General features: G+C 57.2%; 10 protein-coding genes and 2 pseudogenes. 9 read left to right on the forward strand and 3 right to left on the reverse strand.

Annotated features, from left to right (window positions below):
- Positions 1-9: 9 nt before the first annotated feature.
- Both P9292_RS29070 and P9292_RS29075 read right to left on the reverse strand, forming a co-directional pair.
- Complete coding sequence (locus P9292_RS29070) at positions 10-1,869, reverse strand: hypothetical protein (RefSeq protein ID WP_309962424.1); 1,860 nt, start codon at positions 1,867-1,869, stop codon at positions 10-12.
- 106 nt (positions 1,870-1,975) lie between these two features.
- Complete coding sequence (locus P9292_RS29075; RefSeq protein ID WP_244826223.1) at positions 1,976-2,815, reverse strand: MurR/RpiR family transcriptional regulator; 840 nt, start codon at positions 2,813-2,815, stop codon at positions 1,976-1,978.
- A gap of 301 nt (positions 2,816-3,116) precedes the next feature.
- Between P9292_RS29075 and edd the strand changes: the two genes are divergently transcribed.
- From edd to P9292_RS43290, 7 genes and pseudogenes are all read left to right on the forward strand, one after another.
- Complete coding sequence (gene edd / locus P9292_RS29080) at positions 3,117-5,006, forward strand: phosphogluconate dehydratase (RefSeq protein ID WP_309962426.1); 1,890 nt, start codon at positions 3,117-3,119, stop codon at positions 5,004-5,006.
- Between the two features lie 85 nt (positions 5,007-5,091).
- Positions 5,092-5,724 (forward strand): bifunctional 4-hydroxy-2-oxoglutarate aldolase/2-dehydro-3-deoxy-phosphogluconate aldolase, encoded by a 633-nt coding sequence (gene eda / locus P9292_RS29085; protein ID WP_309962429.1) that lies wholly within the window; start codon positions 5,092-5,094, stop codon positions 5,722-5,724.
- Between the two features lie 1,082 nt (positions 5,725-6,806).
- Positions 6,807-6,914 (forward strand): annotated as a pseudogene (locus P9292_RS29090) (hypothetical protein); the annotation flags it as partial.
- Positions 6,915-7,358: 444 nt separating this feature from the next.
- Entirely contained in the window at positions 7,359-8,516 is a 1,158-nt protein-coding gene (locus P9292_RS29095; RefSeq protein WP_309962431.1) for a DUF2827 domain-containing protein, read from the forward strand.
- Positions 8,513-9,664: a DUF2827 domain-containing protein gene (locus tag P9292_RS29100; protein WP_244826220.1), complete on the forward strand. Its 1,152-nt coding sequence runs from the start codon at positions 8,513-8,515 to the stop codon at positions 9,662-9,664. The genes P9292_RS29095 and P9292_RS29100 overlap by 4 nt, the downstream gene beginning before the upstream one ends.
- A 46-nt stretch (positions 9,665-9,710) precedes the next feature.
- A complete protein-coding gene (locus P9292_RS29105; protein WP_309962433.1) occupies positions 9,711-10,838 on the forward strand; it encodes a DUF2827 domain-containing protein in 1,128 nt (375 codons plus the stop codon).
- 431 nt (positions 10,839-11,269) lie between these two features.
- Positions 11,270-13,444, forward strand: a pseudogene (locus P9292_RS43290) (ESPR-type extended signal peptide-containing protein); the annotation flags it as partial.
- Here P9292_RS43290 and P9292_RS29115 read toward each other — a convergent pair.
- The gene (locus tag P9292_RS29115; RefSeq protein WP_309962439.1) at positions 13,432-14,886 is read right to left on the reverse strand and encodes a hypothetical protein; all 1,455 of its coding nucleotides are present in this window, start codon (positions 14,884-14,886) and stop codon (positions 13,432-13,434) included. The pseudogene P9292_RS43290 and the gene P9292_RS29115 overlap by 13 nt on opposite strands.
- Between P9292_RS29115 and P9292_RS29120 the strand changes: the two genes are divergently transcribed.
- Both P9292_RS29120 and P9292_RS29125 read left to right on the forward strand, forming a co-directional pair.
- On the forward strand, positions 14,858-15,964 hold the full coding sequence (locus P9292_RS29120; RefSeq protein WP_309962441.1) for a YadA-like family protein: 1,107 nt from the start codon (positions 14,858-14,860) through the stop codon (positions 15,962-15,964). The genes P9292_RS29115 and P9292_RS29120 overlap by 29 nt on opposite strands.
- Positions 15,965-16,074: 110 nt before the next feature.
- The gene (locus tag P9292_RS29125) at positions 16,075-16,386 is read left to right on the forward strand and encodes a hypothetical protein (protein ID WP_250492712.1); all 312 of its coding nucleotides are present in this window, start codon (positions 16,075-16,077) and stop codon (positions 16,384-16,386) included.
- The last annotated feature ends 99 nt before the right edge of the window (positions 16,387-16,485 follow it).

A 16,485-nucleotide genomic window follows, 5' to 3' on the forward strand; every position in this document is an offset into this window, starting at 1 on the left:
TTGCCTTTTTCACGCGTCGCGCTGTTCAAGTAGCGCTAGCGCCATTTCGCCGAATACTTCCGGCCGTCCCTCGAAGAAGCGTTGCACGACTTTCGTTTCAAGCATCCACGCGCGTAGCGCTTCTCTCTCATCCCGGTTATTCGCCAACCGGACAGCAGCCTCAACGTAGTCGTCCACAGTCGTTGCGACCATCCATTCCGGCATCGACGCGCGTGCGAACATCGCGCCGTCGATATGCTCGAACACTTCCGGTCCCGTTTTGCAGATACCGGGCAAGCCGACGGTGAAGGCATCCACGATTCCGTTTGTATTGCCGAAGGGAAAGGGGCTCAGAAACATGTCCATGTTGGCGAGCTGTTCGGCGTATTCCTCGTAGGGCAAGAATCCGTGAATCGTGAATGAGCCGGAAGGAAGATACTCGCTCAGCACGCGATTCAGGTGCATCAAGGTGAACACGTTGCTGCCGCTCGCAATGAAATGCAGATGCACTTGCGGCTCTGCCCGCTGCACGATTGCCCTGCAGGCAGTGAAGAAGGACGGATTGAGCTTCATCGGCGTCGCGGCGATGGCAATGTCAGTGTGGTTCTTGCCAACCGGCGTGCGGGCCGGAACCGCGCTCAATAAACTCGATGCGATATAAGGCTGTCCGTCCTTCGGCAGCCGCATGAGTTTTTCGCTGAAGCAAGCCGGGTCGCCGACATAATCATCTTCGACACTGACGTAGTCGATGCGGTCCGAATGCGTCGTCGCCGGGTGCCCGAGCGCCGCAATTTGCAGCGGCGCGACGCGAATGTTCGACAAGAATATGGTCAGAACCGACATGCCCACGCTCGGCATGTACAGCACGCTTGGGTGCTCCGTTTGCGCGAAGTCGCGAATGAGGCGGACTTGGTCGAGCACGTTGGCGCCTTCCGGGAGATCGATAGTTCGATCGAAGACCCGACGACCCGCATCGTCGATAGAGCGAGGTGCGCAGAACGCGACGGTTTCGAAGCAACGTCTTGCCGCAGCGAGCGTTGCGGAATGCGTTCGCACGATCGAATGCCCGCTGTTGAAACTTTCCGCGACAACCAGCATGAGCGGACGTGCGTTCCGTTCGCGCTCGGGTGGTGGCTTGGTCGTATCGAGATCGGTCAGTCCGAAATTCGCAAGACCCAGGCGCACGAGACCGTTGATGCCTTGTTTCACGGCATGGCGGTTTCCCTCGGTATAAGTGCAATGCATATACAGCGCCCAGAGACTCGTCAGATCGAGCGGCGGCGACTCATTCAGTTTGTCGATGGAGCCGGTCAGCCAGTCGAGCAAGCGGATGCGTCGTGCACACGCAACCGCGCTGCCGCCGAATTGTTCTCCTCCGATACCGATGGCAAGACTCAACGCCGAAGCGCGGTCGGCGTTCCAAAGTTGCGCGATATCGAGGTCGATGCGTGATTCCGGGCTGTATAGAATGCTCAGGCGTCGAGCGGTGTCGGCAGAAAGAGTGGATGCGTCGGCGTTGCTTTGACGACGAGCAAGCAACTCACGCACGAAATGGTCGGTATGACCGGGCGACGTGGCAGCCGCGATGCTCCAGATGAGCGAACGCTGCGCTTGCAACGATTGCAAACGAACGTCGGTCCAGGTGAATTGCGGATTCACGAGCATGCTTCCTAAAGCATGACAAACGCGGCTGGCGAAATGCTCGTCCGACTCGGATCTATTGGCGAACGCTCGGGCGTCGCCGTGGGACATGAGGTCGGCCAGATTCATATACGGAAATCTTGCCAACCGTTCCGAGAACTTGCCGAACAGGGCGAGAGCTTCATCGAAGTCTTCGCCATTGATACAGGACTCGAAACGTTCAAGTGAAAATACGCCGCTGGTTTCCATTTGCTCTACTGATCACTTAATCGCTGAAGCTCATACTAAATGATCGTACTGGCAAAGTAAGCCGATTGAACCAACTATCACATTCGCGGCCGGTGTGCTGCGTCGATCAAAGGTCGACGCGTCTTCGTTCCAGCACATCCTTGGCCTCGGCAAGACGCGCAGCCAACTCAGGGCCACGTGCCAACGCCATGCCGACCGCGAGAATATCGCCGATGGCCAAGTGCGATACGCGGGAAGTCATCGGCGAGAAAATATCCGTGTCTTCGTCGACATTCGCGAAAAGCCCGATATTCGCCATGCGCGCGAGCGGCGAATTGCCATGCGTGATAGCGATCACGCTCGCGCCGCGATCCATTGCCGATTTGCACGCGTCGAGAATGTCTTTTGTGCGGCCAGTATTGGAAATGGCGACGACGACATCGCCGGGTCCGAGCAGCGCCGCCGAAGTCGTATAGGTGTGCGGGTCCGAATACGCAACCGACGGCACGCCGAGGCGGAAGAACTTGTGCTGCATATCCAGCGCCGCGATGCCCGATCCGCCCGCGCCATAGAACTCGATGCGACGCGCGTTGGCCAGCACGCCAATCGCGGCGGCGACGCTGTCCGATGACAAGCTGTTGCGCACCTGGATCAGCGCGCCGATGGTGCGGTCCAGAACCTTCGCGGCAACGCCCGCAGGCGGCTCGTCGCTGCGGACATCGCGATAAACCGTGGGAACGTCCCCTGCCACGCTTTGAGCAAGACGAATCTTGAACTCGCGAAAGCCGGAAAAGCCCAACGCCTGACAGAAGCGCGCGATCGTCGGCTGACTGACGCCTGCCCGCGCCGCAAAATCGGTCATCGACAAGTCGAGTACCTCGCGCGGCGCTTCGAGCACGTAGTCGGCCAGCTTGCGCTCCGAAGGGCGCAATTGTTCTCGCATCGCCTCGACTTGGGACAGCAACATCGGGAATCTCGCCTATGCTGGAAAATTGCCTGCGACTATAGCTGATCGCTGCTTTGTACATTTACTACGCGATCTGATGTGTAGATTTAGGGGATTTCCCTGAGTTCGCTGCCAGTAAAAGCTCCAGATACGCGAACGCTTAACAAATAAAGGGCGGATCGCAAGTTGTCTGCTTGTAGTTTTTCTACTAACATTTCGTTTCACGGCACGACGCAAAATAATCAGATAGCTGCCAGTCCTCGCGACGTCCAACCCAATACCTCGACGGCAAGCACGCCGGGAGTGAGACAAAGGAGCTCCGATGGTTTCCCCGCATTCGCAACTCAAGAAGGTCACCGACCGCGTGATCGAACGCAGCAAGTCCACCCGTTCGGCTTATCTGACGCGCATCGACGCCGCGCGCGGCAAGTTTCCGGCGCGCGGCGCGTTGTCGTGCGCCAATCTCGCGCACGGCTTCGCGGGTCTCGAAGGGCAGGAAAAGTTCGCGATCAAGGCGGTGCGCGAGCCGAACATCGGCATCGTGTCTTCTTATAACGAAATGCTGTCGGCGCATGCGCCGTACAAGAGCTTCCCCGACATCATCAAGCAGGCGGCGCAGCAGCACGGCGGTATTGCGCAATTCGCGGGCGGCGTGCCGGCCATGTGCGACGGCATCACGCAGGGCAACGCTGGCATGGAGTTGTCGCTGTTCTCGCGCGAAGTCATCGCCATGAGCACGGCCGTGGCGCTCACGCACAACATGTTCGATGCCGCCTTGTGCCTCGGCGTATGCGACAAGATCGTGCCGGGTCTCGCCATCGGCGCGCTGCAGTTCGGACATCTGCCGACCATCTTCGTGCCCGCCGGTCCGATGACGAGCGGCCTCACCAACGACGACAAAGCGAAGGTTCGTCAGGAGTTCGCGACGGGCAAATGCAACCGCGACGCATTGCTCGAAGCGGAAGCGGCGGCTTATCACGGTCACGGCACATGCACGTTTTACGGCACGGCGAACAGCAATCAGATGCTGATGGAAGTGATGGGCCTGCATCTGCCGAGCGCTGCGTTCGTGCATCCGCATACGCCGTTGCGCGATGCACTTACCGCCGAGGCCGCGCGTCGCGTACTGGATATCACGCTCGAACGCGGCCACTACACGCCGATTGGCCACGTCGTCGATGAGAAAGCGATCATCAACGGCATCGTCGCGTTGCTGGCGACGGGCGGCTCCACGAATCACACGCTGCATCTGGTGGCGATCGCGCGCGCGGCGGGGATCATCATCGACTGGAACGACTTCGATCAACTGTCGCAGGTCGTGCCGCTGCTCGCGAAGATCTATCCGAACGGCAAGGCCGATGTGAACCATTTTCACGCGGCGGGCGGCGTTGCGTTCCTCGTGCGCAATCTGCTCGAAGGCGGCTTGCTGCATGAGGACGTGCAGACGGTCGTCGGTCATGGGCTGTCGCATTACACGAAGGAGCCGAAGCTCATCGACGGCAGGCTCCAATGGGTCGACGGCGCGAAAGAAAGTCATGACAGCAAGGTGCTGCGTAGCATTGGCGAGCCGTTTCAGCCGGATGGCGGTTTGCGGCTCATGCAAGGCAAACTCGGGCGGGGCGTGATCAAGATCTCGGCGGTTGCGCCTGAACATCGCGTGGTGAAGGCGCCGGCTATCGTGTTCAATTCGCAGGAAGAAGTGCAGGAGGCGTTCGACAGGGGCGAGCTCAAGCGCGATTTCGTGGCGGTCGTGCGCTTTCAGGGCGCGCGTGCGAATGGCATGCCGGAGTTGCATCGATTGACGCCGTTGCTCGGCGTGTTGCAGGATCAGGGCTTCCATGTGGCGCTCGTGACCGATGGGCGCATGTCGGGCGCATCGGGCAAGGTGCCCGCGGTAATCCACATATCGCCTGAAGCGTTGTTGCATGGTCCGATCGGCAAGGTGCGCACGGGCGATATGATCGTGATCGATGCGCCGTCGGGTGTGCTAGACGTCGATATCGATGCCGATGAATGGGCGGCGCGCGAAGTGGAGGCGCCGCTGCATCAGGCGCAAAACCAGGCGGGCTTCGGGCGTGAGCTGTTCGGCGTGTTCCGTCACGCGGCGTTGCCGGCGGAAGAGGGCGCGTCGGTGTTTGGCGCGCTGCTTGACGCCGCGTCTGCTCCGTCGCACCGCTCGCCCGATGTCGTGAAGGCGCATGCGACACATTGAGTCATAGGCCGTTGCTGCCTGAAACAAACCTCGCGGCTTGGCCGTTAGACAACGGCGCCGCATCAAACACCAGGAGTCGTATCACATGAAAACGGTAAGCGAAATCGTCCGTCTGGGTCCTGTCATTCCTGTTCTTGCCTTCGATTCGGTCGAGCAGGGCGAGCACGTCTCGCGCGCGCTGCACGCTGGCGGCGTGAAGGTGTTGGAGATTACGTTGCGCACGGCCGCGGGTATCGCGGCAATCGAACGCGCGAGTCAGCTTGCGGACGATATCGTCGTGGGCGTCGGCACGATCACGAAACCCGAGCATTGCGCACAGGCAAAGAAGGCGGGTGCGCAATTTGGTGTGTCACCCGGCTTGACGAAAGACATGCATAAGGCTGCGCAAGATGCGGGCTTGCCATTGCTGCCTGGCGTGATGACCCCGAGCGACATCATTACGGCGATGGAACTTGGATATGAAATCGTGAAGTTTTTCCCGGCGCAGCAGGCGGGTGGAATTCCGATGCTGCAGGCTTTCCATGGGCCGTTTCCCAACTTGAAGTTCTGTCCGACGGGCGGGATTACTGCCGAGACGGCGACGAGCTTCTTGGCGCAGCCGAATGTGGTTTGCGTGGGCGGGTCTTGGTTGACGCCGAAGGCTGCGCTGGCTGCGCAGAATTGGGAGGAGGTTACGAGGCTGGCGCGGGCGGCTACGGAGTTGGCGGCGCAGGGGTGAGTTGCTGGGCTAAAGAGGTGTGATTTCTCTCGCGCATGAGCTTGTCCTTGGAGGCGCGTCCTTTGTACGAAGGTGACGTGCCCTGAGCCGAGCTCGCGTTTCGTGGTGGAACTCGCTTATCGAGCCCTCTTTCGATCTAGCCGGTTCTTGTTGGCCCGCATCTTCGACGTGACGCTTGAAATATCGACTTCTGCTTTTTGTGCGTCACGCCCGCGCTGCACACACCCTTGATGGCGGTGACGTAGGACCCAAGAGCTCATCCTTCAAAATGCTTGGGGGTTCTTCAACAAATTTCGGCTGACACTGACGAGTTAAGCGTTGTGTCGTGTTGAGTAAGAGTTCAGCACTTGGTCGTCGACGTTTTTAGTCTTATCCGTCAGACCAACGGCTCGAGCAAGCCGTCGCTGAGTGGCTCCGCACCACTGGCTGCATCACGGCAAGATGCAGACGATGTGTGAATTACAATTCAATCGATGCTTCTAAGTTGAATTTGAGCATCTTAAAAATTGAAATCTACTCAACGTGCGAAACGCCCCGATGGTTTCGTTTGTTGAGCGATTTGGTTCGAACCAATACTGTTCGCCAATTTATTAAAACAGGCTGAGACAGGTGTGGATTTTGAATAAACAGATTCTGCGAATTTTTCTCCGCTATACGCCGTCGGATAATTGAGTTCGTGATCCACGGACACGAACGATTTTAGTAGTATGAAAAGAGCGAGCTAAGACGAAGATAATCATTGGTATCCGCACTGGGATGGCTGAAAGCAGGTGACAGAGAAACGAACTTGACCGCGGAATGCTGAACCAGAAGTAACTGCTTCTGAAAGACTCGACATTTGCTGACGCTTGCGAGCGAGCAGCGATCAGCAAGCAACAAGCGACGTGCGACGCGAAGCGAAATAGGCCCGATTCGACACTTAGTGCGCCTTCGCTTCTTCCTAAGTGGAACAAGTACACATGGCTCGATGTATTGGTTCGAACCGTACCTCGACGCTATAGCAGAGTAACAGAGGCCACCGAATTGCACTGTGCTGGCGTCGGTGCGCGCATTCGTGCATTTTCATTCGTCGCAACCAAAACGCTGCTAATGCAATGCTTGCGACGCGTATCTTGTTCATGAGCGAGTTGGCGAATCGTGCCGACATGGTGGACACGGACATCGAGGCAGTGCGGCGTGGCATGGGATCGTGCCGTCAAGACGAGCCTCGGTGATACAAAGCGAGACATCGTTACGAACTGTGGCGACGCTTTCTTGCGCCGATCTCCCGCACGCTCTTTCGAGCTAATCGGCCCGACACTTTTTAGCTTTTCCACCGAAAGCGGTCGGACGTTTTAGCCTGCCGGACTGCCTTTCAGCGTTGGCAGATTAGAACCCTGGCACCGTCATAGGACGACTCTCATAAACCGTCAGGTTCACTGGGAATTTCAGGTGTTCTTCTATATATTTGACCAAGGAATCCGCTTTTTGTCCCCCGGCAAAAACGCTTGATTACGGTCTCTCCTGCTTCCCATCAGCGTTTGGCAAATGGCAACGCGTGCGTCTTTGGGCACAGCAGTCTCTCAAACGCAAAGCCAACAGCGCAGCGTTTCAATTTCTGAAAATGCGCTTCGTCTTTTCTGGGATAACAACTAATGACAATCCGAATCGGAATTTCTGTCGTAACGCATCAAGGACAGAACATCTGGCAGAACGGGCTTGGGCAAAATGTCATCTTCTTGGCGGAAGCTCTCCAACGGTTACCGTTCGTAGAAAGCGTTTCATTGATTGATGTTGGCGATCAAAACGCGATGCCGCCGCAAGTCGATCTGTCGTCTAGAAAGGTGCGCATCATGCGCGCAGCGGACGCAACCAATCATGTCGATGTGATTTTCGAGATGGGTGGTGCGCTGGATACCCAGTGGCTTGATCTAATGCGCGCACGCGGCAAGAAGGTGGTTTATTACTGCTGCGGGCAGCCCTACGTTGGTCTGATCGAGGCGCCTGTTTTCGATAAACCGGTTCACGTCATGCGGCCGGACCGCTATGACGAAATCTGGTTGATGCCGAAAGATCGGTTGTCAATCCCCATGATGCGTACGCTCCACCGTTGCGACGTTCATCTCGTGCCATTCATCTGGCATCCGCAGTTTCTCGAACAACGCATTGCCGAAGTAAGCGAACACGGACTCCATTTCGGATATCAGCGTCGGAGCGGAACTTCATTGGAAGATCCACCACATGCGCAGGGCTTTCGTGTCGCAATGTTCGAGCCGAACATTTCAGTTGTGAAGACGTCGAGCATTCCGATGTTGGTATGCGAAGAAGCTTATCGAGCCATACCTTCGAGCGTGTCGCACATGCATGTGCTCAACTCGCTGCACATGAAGGATCATCCGACGCTCGTGCAAATGGCGAATTCGCTCAACATTGTGAAAGACAGCAAGGCAACATTTCACGGTCGAAATGACATTGCAGGCTTCATGGCGCAGTACGCAGATGCCGTCGTCTCTCATCAATGGGGAAACGACCAGAATTATCTTTATCTTGACGTCTTGTATGGCGGCTATCCGCTGGTGCACAACTCGCCTTGGCTCGACGCGGGCTACTACTACCCGGATTTCAACGCGCAAGAGGGCGGCCGGCAACTCTTATTGGCTGCTCGCGAACACGACGCATCGCTAGCTGACTATCGCGCACGAGCCCAGCGTGTAATCGACTCGGTCAATCCGTTTCAACAAGCAAATCTCGATAGTTTTGCCAATCGGTTGCTGCACCTCTGCAACCACAGCACTGTGAAGCTCGGCGTATGAACAAGCAAACAAAACCCCGCATGCCGGAGCGGTTGAATGTCGGCGTTTCCATTTTTATCCGAAAAGGCGAGCAATCGCTCTGGGAGAACGGCATTTTCCAGAACTGCCTGTATCTCGTCATGCTGCTTAAGCGTTCTCCGCGCGTAAAAGCCACTTATTTGGTGACGGGCGGCGGCGATGGTGGCCCGGAGGACGCCAAGCGTTTCTTGGTCGATTCGCCGGCACCGCTCATCGACATGGAAACAGCCATGACGAAGCTCGACGTAATGATTGAGATGAGCGCCCAGCTCAATAAGGAATGGTCGATCAAGTTTCGAGACGGCGGCGGAAAGATCATTACGATGCGCGTGGGTAATGACTACGTCATTGACATCGAGCGAATGGTCTTCAACCTGCAACACGCGCTGCTTATTTCGGGTGCACCGTATGACGAGGTTTGGACGCTCCCGGAATACGAGCGCAGTTGTGCGCCATACTTCGAGACGCTCTTCCGTGCGCCCGTGAAGCTGATGCCGCACCTTTGGAGTCCTGTGGTTCTCGACCGCGAGGTTGCGAAATTGCCGGAAGGCCAGACGTTTGGATATCAGCGTGGCCGTGGCCGCTGGCGTATCGGAATCTTTGAGCCGAATGTCTGCATGGTGAAAACGAGTTATATCCCCATGCTCTGCTGTGAAATGGCGCATCGGGAGAATCCGGACATGATTGAACGTATGTACGCATACAACACGTTCAAACTCAAAGATCATCCAGGATTCGCAGGATTCGCGCAGAGCCTGAACATTGTCAAACATGGGCTCGGCTTCTTTGAGGGGCGTTATCCGTTCGCGCAGATCGTACCAGTATCGGTTGATGCAGTTGTCAGCCACCAGTGGGAGAACCCACAGAACTATGTCTATTACGAAGCTTTGTACGGTGGGTATCCGCTAATTCATAACTCGCATTTGATCGGTGATTGCGGTTATCGCTATCAAGACTTCGACTGCGAAGAAGGCGGCAGGGCATTGCGTCGCGCGTTCGCCGTACATGACGAAAACCTCGCCAGCTACCAGGCTAGCGCGAAAACGTTTTTGAAGACGCTAGATCCGGAAAACGAAGAAAACGTACGGCTTTATACCCAAGCTATAGAAGCAGTTTATGCAAGGACCTGACAACTACGGGCTGCAAGCCTGTGACTGTGATGCGGAGTAGTGAGCGATGAAGAAGTTGCGTATTGGAATCACGATCGGATTGCATCATGAAGCCGAGACGCTGTGGAATAACGGCATTAAACAGAATGCTGTTTTCCTCGCGGAAGCGCTGAAAAATTGTCCGAACGTTGAAAGCGTCGTGCTGGTCAATACGACGCATGTGGCGATCACGGACAGATTGCCTTGGGATTTAAAACGCTGGCCTACTGTCACCTTCAACGATGCGAAAGACAACGTCGACGTATTGATAGAACTCGGCGGCCAAATCGATCCGGCCGCAACGGACTATCTCAAGCGGCGCGGTGCACGGCTGGTCTCGTATTGCTGCGGCTTTGAATACGTCCACGCAATGGAGTCCGTCATATTTGGCAAGCCGAGCTTTGGTGAAAATCTGTTCGTCAATCAGCGCTACGACGATATCTGGATGATTCCGCAGGTTGCCAATATCAGTCAGGCGTATTTCGAAGTTTTGCGAAGACAAAGCGCTCAGGTCGTGCCGTTTATATGGAGTCCGATTTTTTTGAATGAGCGGACCGCTAAAGTGCCGAACTCGGGTGAATACCGGCCTCGCACCGGACCGCGCCGACTTAGCGTGATGGAACCGAACATCAACGTTGTCAAATTCTGTCTCTATCCAACGATGATTGGTGAGCTTGCCTATCGCGAACAGCCAGACCGTATTGAACTGCTGCAGGTCACGAACGCCCAGCATCTTGCAGTAAATTGCAAAGAATTTATCTCGTTGATGAATCAGCTCGACATCGTAAGACAGTCCAAGGCTGTGTTCCTGGGCCGTTTCGAAACTCCTACGTTTCTTGCCGAGCGCACGGATATCGTAATCTCTCATCAGTGGGAAAACCCTCTGAATTATTTTTATCTCGAAGTGTGCTGGCAGGGATATCCGCTCGTTCACAACGCCACTCTGTGCACAGATATTGGTTACTACTACCACGCCAACAACGTGCAAGAGGGGGCAAAACAAGTAATTAAGGCCATCGAGGTGCACGACGCCCAATACATGGCTTACCGAGACGCTCAGAGATCAGCGATCAATCGTTTCATGCCTGAAAATGAAGCACTGTCAAAAACATACACACAGTTGTTAGATTCGTTAATGGAAAGACCTGCACGTTGAGGTTCAGCGTTACTTAAGTCGCAACTGTAATCCGCCAGCGGTCTCAAAACCGCTTGGCTAGAGCGCCATGGTTTCCTGAGGCTTAGGAAACCTTTTTTATTGATATCGAATCCCTTCCCTTCAGTAAATTGGGCCGTGCGCCGGTCTCCGAGGTTGTTCAGTAATCAACGGATTATCACAAAAGCTTTTAGCTGGGCTAGTGCGCTTTCCGCCTAGCTTCCATCAGCTGTGTTCTGCTGTATTCAATGCGAATTTTCCTAAATACGCAAAGCGCAGCGTTGAGTGTCGCCCGTTGATTTGGATTTTATCGATTTTAGGACGTGTCCGCTTCTAGCACGGCGAACACATGAATATTCTGTGTCGTAGTTAGAAGGTTTTCCTTCTTAGGTTTTTTGTGAAAGACGGTCGTTTTTTGTGGATCAATACGGTTTATGAACAAGTCATACCGCAGTATTTGGAATGAAAAAGTGGGTACTTTCGTCGCGGTCGCAGAGACTGCGGCGGCGCGTGGCAAGAAAAGCTCCGGCGCGGTATGCGGTCCGGAAACCGGTGGGGAGGTGCTAATTTCTCCGCGAGAGCGAGGTCCTTCTAATATTTTGAGAGTCGCCTCGGGAATTGGCATTGCGACCGCTTTCCTATTTGGAAACTCTGCCGCTTGGGCCGTTGCCGTTGTGGGCACGTGTGTGAATGGCACGGGCTATGGAATGTGGGTCAACACTGTCGGTAACATTAGTGGCAACAGCTGTGGCAATAATACTTTCATGAACTTGGGCAGCGCATGGAGCGGCGCAATCATGGAGGACGATAACGCCAACACGTCGGCTTTTGTGGCAGCCGGAGCTGGCGTCGTGACCTTGGGTGCGGCCACGAAGATTCAGATGAATCAATACCTGGATATGACCGCGCACAGCATTGGCAATTTGGCAAATGGTGCGATAACCAGCTCCAGCATGGATGCAGTGAACGGCGGGCAGCTGTTTACGATTTCCAATTCGCTCTCTACCGCTGTCAGCTCCACGTCCCTCTCGCTCTCTACTAACATTAGCTCCATGTCGACGGGGATGAGCGCGCTGTCGACAGCATGGGGCAGTGCTTCGACCAGTCTGTCTACCGGCATGAGCTCGGTTTCTACGGCGTGGACCTCCGCTTCCACGAGTTTGTCCACGGGAATGAGTTCAATCTCGAGCGCTTGGTCGTCTGTTTCGTCGAGCACTTCGACCAGCGTGAGTTCGATTTCGACATCGGCGTCTTCATTGTCCATCGCTGTAAATTCGCTATCTAGCGGAGTCAGTACGACGGGCAGCCGCGTGAGCTCGCTCTCGACGGGCATGAATTCGCTGTCGTCGTCGACCTCGACGTCGATCAACTCGCTGTCCACCGGCGTGAGCTCGCTCTCGACGGGGATGAACTCGCTGTCGTCGTCGACCTCGACTGCAATCAACTCGCTGTCCACGGGCGTCAGTTCGCTCTCGACGGGGATGAACTCGCTGTCGTCGTCGACCTCGACTGCAATCAACTCGCTGTCCACCGGCGTGAGTTCGATCTCGACGGGCATGAGCTCGCTGTCGGCCTCGACTTCGACCGCGATCAACTCGCTGTCCACCGGCGTGAGCTCGCTCTCGACGGGTATCAGCTCGCTCTCCACGGGCATGAGCTCACTGTCAACGGGCTTGAACTCGCTGTCGTCCTCGACCTCGAGCTCCATTAATTCGCTGTCTACCGGCGTGAGTTCGCTGTCCACGGGCGTGAGTTCGCTGTCCACGGGTGTCAGCTCGCTGTCCACGGGCGTGAGTTCGCTGTCCGCCGGCGTGAGCTCGCTGTCCACAGGCGTGAGCTCGCTGTCCACAGGCATCAACTCGCTGTCCACGGGTATCAGTTCGCTGTCGACGGGTGTCAGTTCCTTGTCCTCGGGCGTGAGTTCGCTGTCCTCGGGCGTGAGCTCGTTGTCCACCGGCGTGAGTTCGCTGTCCACGGGCATGAATTCGCTGTCGTCGTCGACCTCCACCTCCACGGGCATCAGTTCGCTGTCCACGGGCGTGAACTCGCTGTCGGCATCCACCTCCACGGGCATCAGTTCGCTGTCCACGGGTGTGAACTCGCTGTCGACGTCCACCTCCACGGGCCTCAGCTCGCTCTCCACGGGCATGAGCTCGTTGTCGGCTTCGACCTCCACGGGCATCAGCTCGTTGTCGACGGGCATGAACTCGCTGTCGGCTTCGACTTCGACGGGCATCAACTCGCTGTCCACGGGCATGAGCTCGCTGTCGAGCTCGACCTCGACGGCGATCAACTCGCTGTCCTCGTCGACCTCGACGGGCATCAACTCGCTGTCTACCGGTATTAGCTCGTTGTCCACGGGCATGAGCACGCTGTCGAGCTCGACCTCCACGGCAGTCAACTCGTTGTCGACCGGTGTGAGCTCGCTGTCCACGTCGACCTCGACGGCGATCAACTCGTTGTCCACGGGTGTGGCCAACTCGGTGCAGTACGATGACTCGACGCACACGAAGGTCACGCTGAACAAGGGTGGCACGGCGGCGACGCTCACGAACGTGGCTGACGGCACGAACCAGTCCGACGCGGTGAACTTCGGTCAGTTGAGCTCGCTGTCGAGCTCGAACTCGGCCGCGATCAACTCGCTGTCCACGGGTATCAGCTCGCTGTCCACCTCGAGCTCGACGGCGGTGAACTCCCTGTCCACGGGCGTGAGTTCCCTGTCCACGTCGACCTCGACGGCGATCAGCTCGCTGTCCACAGGCGTGAGTTCGCTGTCCACGGGTATCAGCTCGCTGTCCACCTCGACCTCGACGGCGATCAGCTCGCTGTCAACGGGTGTGGATTCGCTCTCCACGGGCATCAGTTCGCTGTCCACGGGTGTGAGTTCGCTCTCGACGGGTGTCAGTTCGCTGTCCACCTCGACCTCGACGGCGATCAGTTCGCTGTCCACGGGTGTGGATTCGCTCTCGACGGGCATCGATTCGCTGTCCACGGGTGTGAGTTCGCTTTCGACGGGCGTCAGCTCGCTGTCCACCTCGACTTCGACCGCGATCAGTTCGCTGTCCACGGGTGTTGATTCGCTCTCGACGGGTGTCAGTTCGTTGTCCACGGGTATCAGCTCGCTGTCCACTTCGACCTCGACGGCCATCAGTTCGCTGTCCACGGGTGTGGATTCGCTGTCCACGGGTGTCAGCTCGCTGTCCACGTCGACCTCGACGGGTATCAGTTCGCTGTCCACGGGTGTGAGCTCGCTGTCCACGTCGTCCTCGACGGCGATCAGTTCGCTGTCGACCGGTGTGGATTCGTTGTCGACCGGTATCAGTTCGCTGTCCACGTCGTCCTCGACGGCGATCAGCTCGCTGTCCACCGGTGTGGATTCGCTGTCCACGGGTGTGAGCTCACTGTCCACGTCGTCTTCGACGGCCGTCAGCTCGCTGTCCACGGGAGTGAGTTCGCTGTCCACGGGCATCAGCTCGCTGTCCACAGGTATCAGCTCGCTGTCGACGTCGTCTTCGACGGCGATCAGTTCGCTCTCGACCGGTGTTAGCTCGCTGTCCACAGGCATCAGCTCGATGTCCACGTCGTCTTCGACGGCGGTCAGCTCGCTGTCCACGGGTGTTGATTCGCTCTCAACAGGCGTCAGCTCGTTGTCCACGTCGTCTTCGACGGCGATGAGTTCGTTGTCCACGGGTATCGACTCCATTTCGACGTCTTCGTCAACGGCCATCACCTCGCTGTCGACCGGTGTTGACTCGCTCTCGACGGGTGTCAATTCGCTGTCGACGTCGTCTTCAACGACGATCAATTCGATGTCCACGGGCGTGGATTCCTTGTCGACGGGCATGTCCTCGCTCTCGACAGGTGTGTCCTCGCTCTCGACGGGCTTCAGTTCGCTCTCCACGTCGATCTCGACGACCGTCAACTCGATGTCGACCACTGTGAACTCACTGTCGACGGGCATCGACTCGATGTCGACGACCGTGAGCACTGCGATGACCGACGTCACGAGCATCTCGACGGCCATGAGCACTGCCGCGAACGGGGGTGGCATCAAGTACTTCCATGCCAACTCCGTCCTGATCGACTCGTCGGCAACGGGCAAGAACTCGATCGCAATCGGCGGCAACGCCGTGGCGACGGCCGACAACGCGGTGGCTTTGGCTACCAACGCTGTCGCCGACCAGGCGAACACCGTGTCGTTCGGCAACAGCACGGACAAGCTGCGTATTACCAACATCGCGAACGGTATTGCTGACAGTGACGTCGCAACGGTTGGTCAGTTGAAGGATTCTGGCCTCTACGGCAATCAAACCGCGAAGACGGCCGCAACGTTCGACACGGATGCCAACGGCAACACCGACTACAGCAACATCACGCTGAGCGGCGCCCAAGGCACGCAGATCCATGGCGTTCAAGCAGGTGTCGCTCCGACCGACTTGGCCAATAAGGCGCAGCTCGACGCGCTGGCCAGTTCCATCCAGAACGTCACCGCGAGTGCGAATCCGCTCTTTGCGGCTGATGGCGACCGCACGACCGAAGCGGCCGTGGCTAGCGGTCCGCACGCTGTAGCAAGCGGCGCGAACGCACAAGCCACGGGCATGAGCACCACCGCAATGGGCACGAATGCCCTTGCGAGCGGGAACTACGCAACGGCGATCGGCGCAGGCAGCCAGGCTACGGCGGACAACTCCGTTGCCTTGGGTGCAAGTTCCGTGGCGGATCGTGCTCAGACGGTGTCGGTTGGTGCGGTAGGAAGTGAGCGTCAGATCACCAACGTCGCGGCTGGTACGCAAGACACGGATATGGTCAACGTGAACCAGTTGAACGACGCGGTCGCGCAATCCAACGGCTACACGGACGGTGCGGTTGCCGGGATGCAAAGCCAGGTCACTAACATCGGTCGCACTGCCTACTCGGGTATTGCAGCGGCTACGGCTCTGGCCATGGTCCCGCACATCGATCAGGACAAGGATATGTCCGTCGGTGTGGGCGGCGCCGCGTATCAGGGTTATGCGGCGGCTGCCGTCGCGATGAACCTGCGTGTCACGCAGAACCTCGTGTTGCAGGCGGGTGCGGGTACGAGCCGCAATGGCACCGTGTACAGCGCCAACGCTTCGTACCGGTGGTAAAGCAAGCTTCCTGACGTGACAGTCAGGAAGCAAAGCCTGGGCATTCGCGTAGTCGCGCGTTTGCCCAGGCGCTCGATTCAAGCAACCATCAATTACCCGGCAGTTGAAAGATGTTCAAGTATCTTATTTCCATCATCTCCGCAGCGGCAATGTTGTCTGCATGCACCACCGACACAGGCATGGCCTATACGGCTCGAAAGGTGAACATCGCAAATCAGGGCGAAGCCTATCGTGCCACATGCTCCGGTCTGTTCGAGTCGCAGAAGTCGTGCATGAGCGCGGCGACAAAGATTTGCCAGGATCGCCAAGTGGTTTTGGTGCAGGCAGTCGACGGTCTGCAAGGCAATCAAGGCCGTAACAATCCGCGCGAGATCACCTTCACCTGCGGTTCTGCCGCATCGACCGCGAATCCGGCGTCCTGATTCAAGCTGTTCGAATCAGCGCGAAGCAATTTGCACGAAAGAGCCGACTCTCAACAAGAGTCGGCTTTTTTCACATTCAAGCGACGGCGCGCGCATCCA

It is taken from the genome of Caballeronia sp. LZ001 (assembly GCF_031450875.1).
GTDB lineage: Bacteria > Pseudomonadota > Gammaproteobacteria > Burkholderiales > Burkholderiaceae > Caballeronia.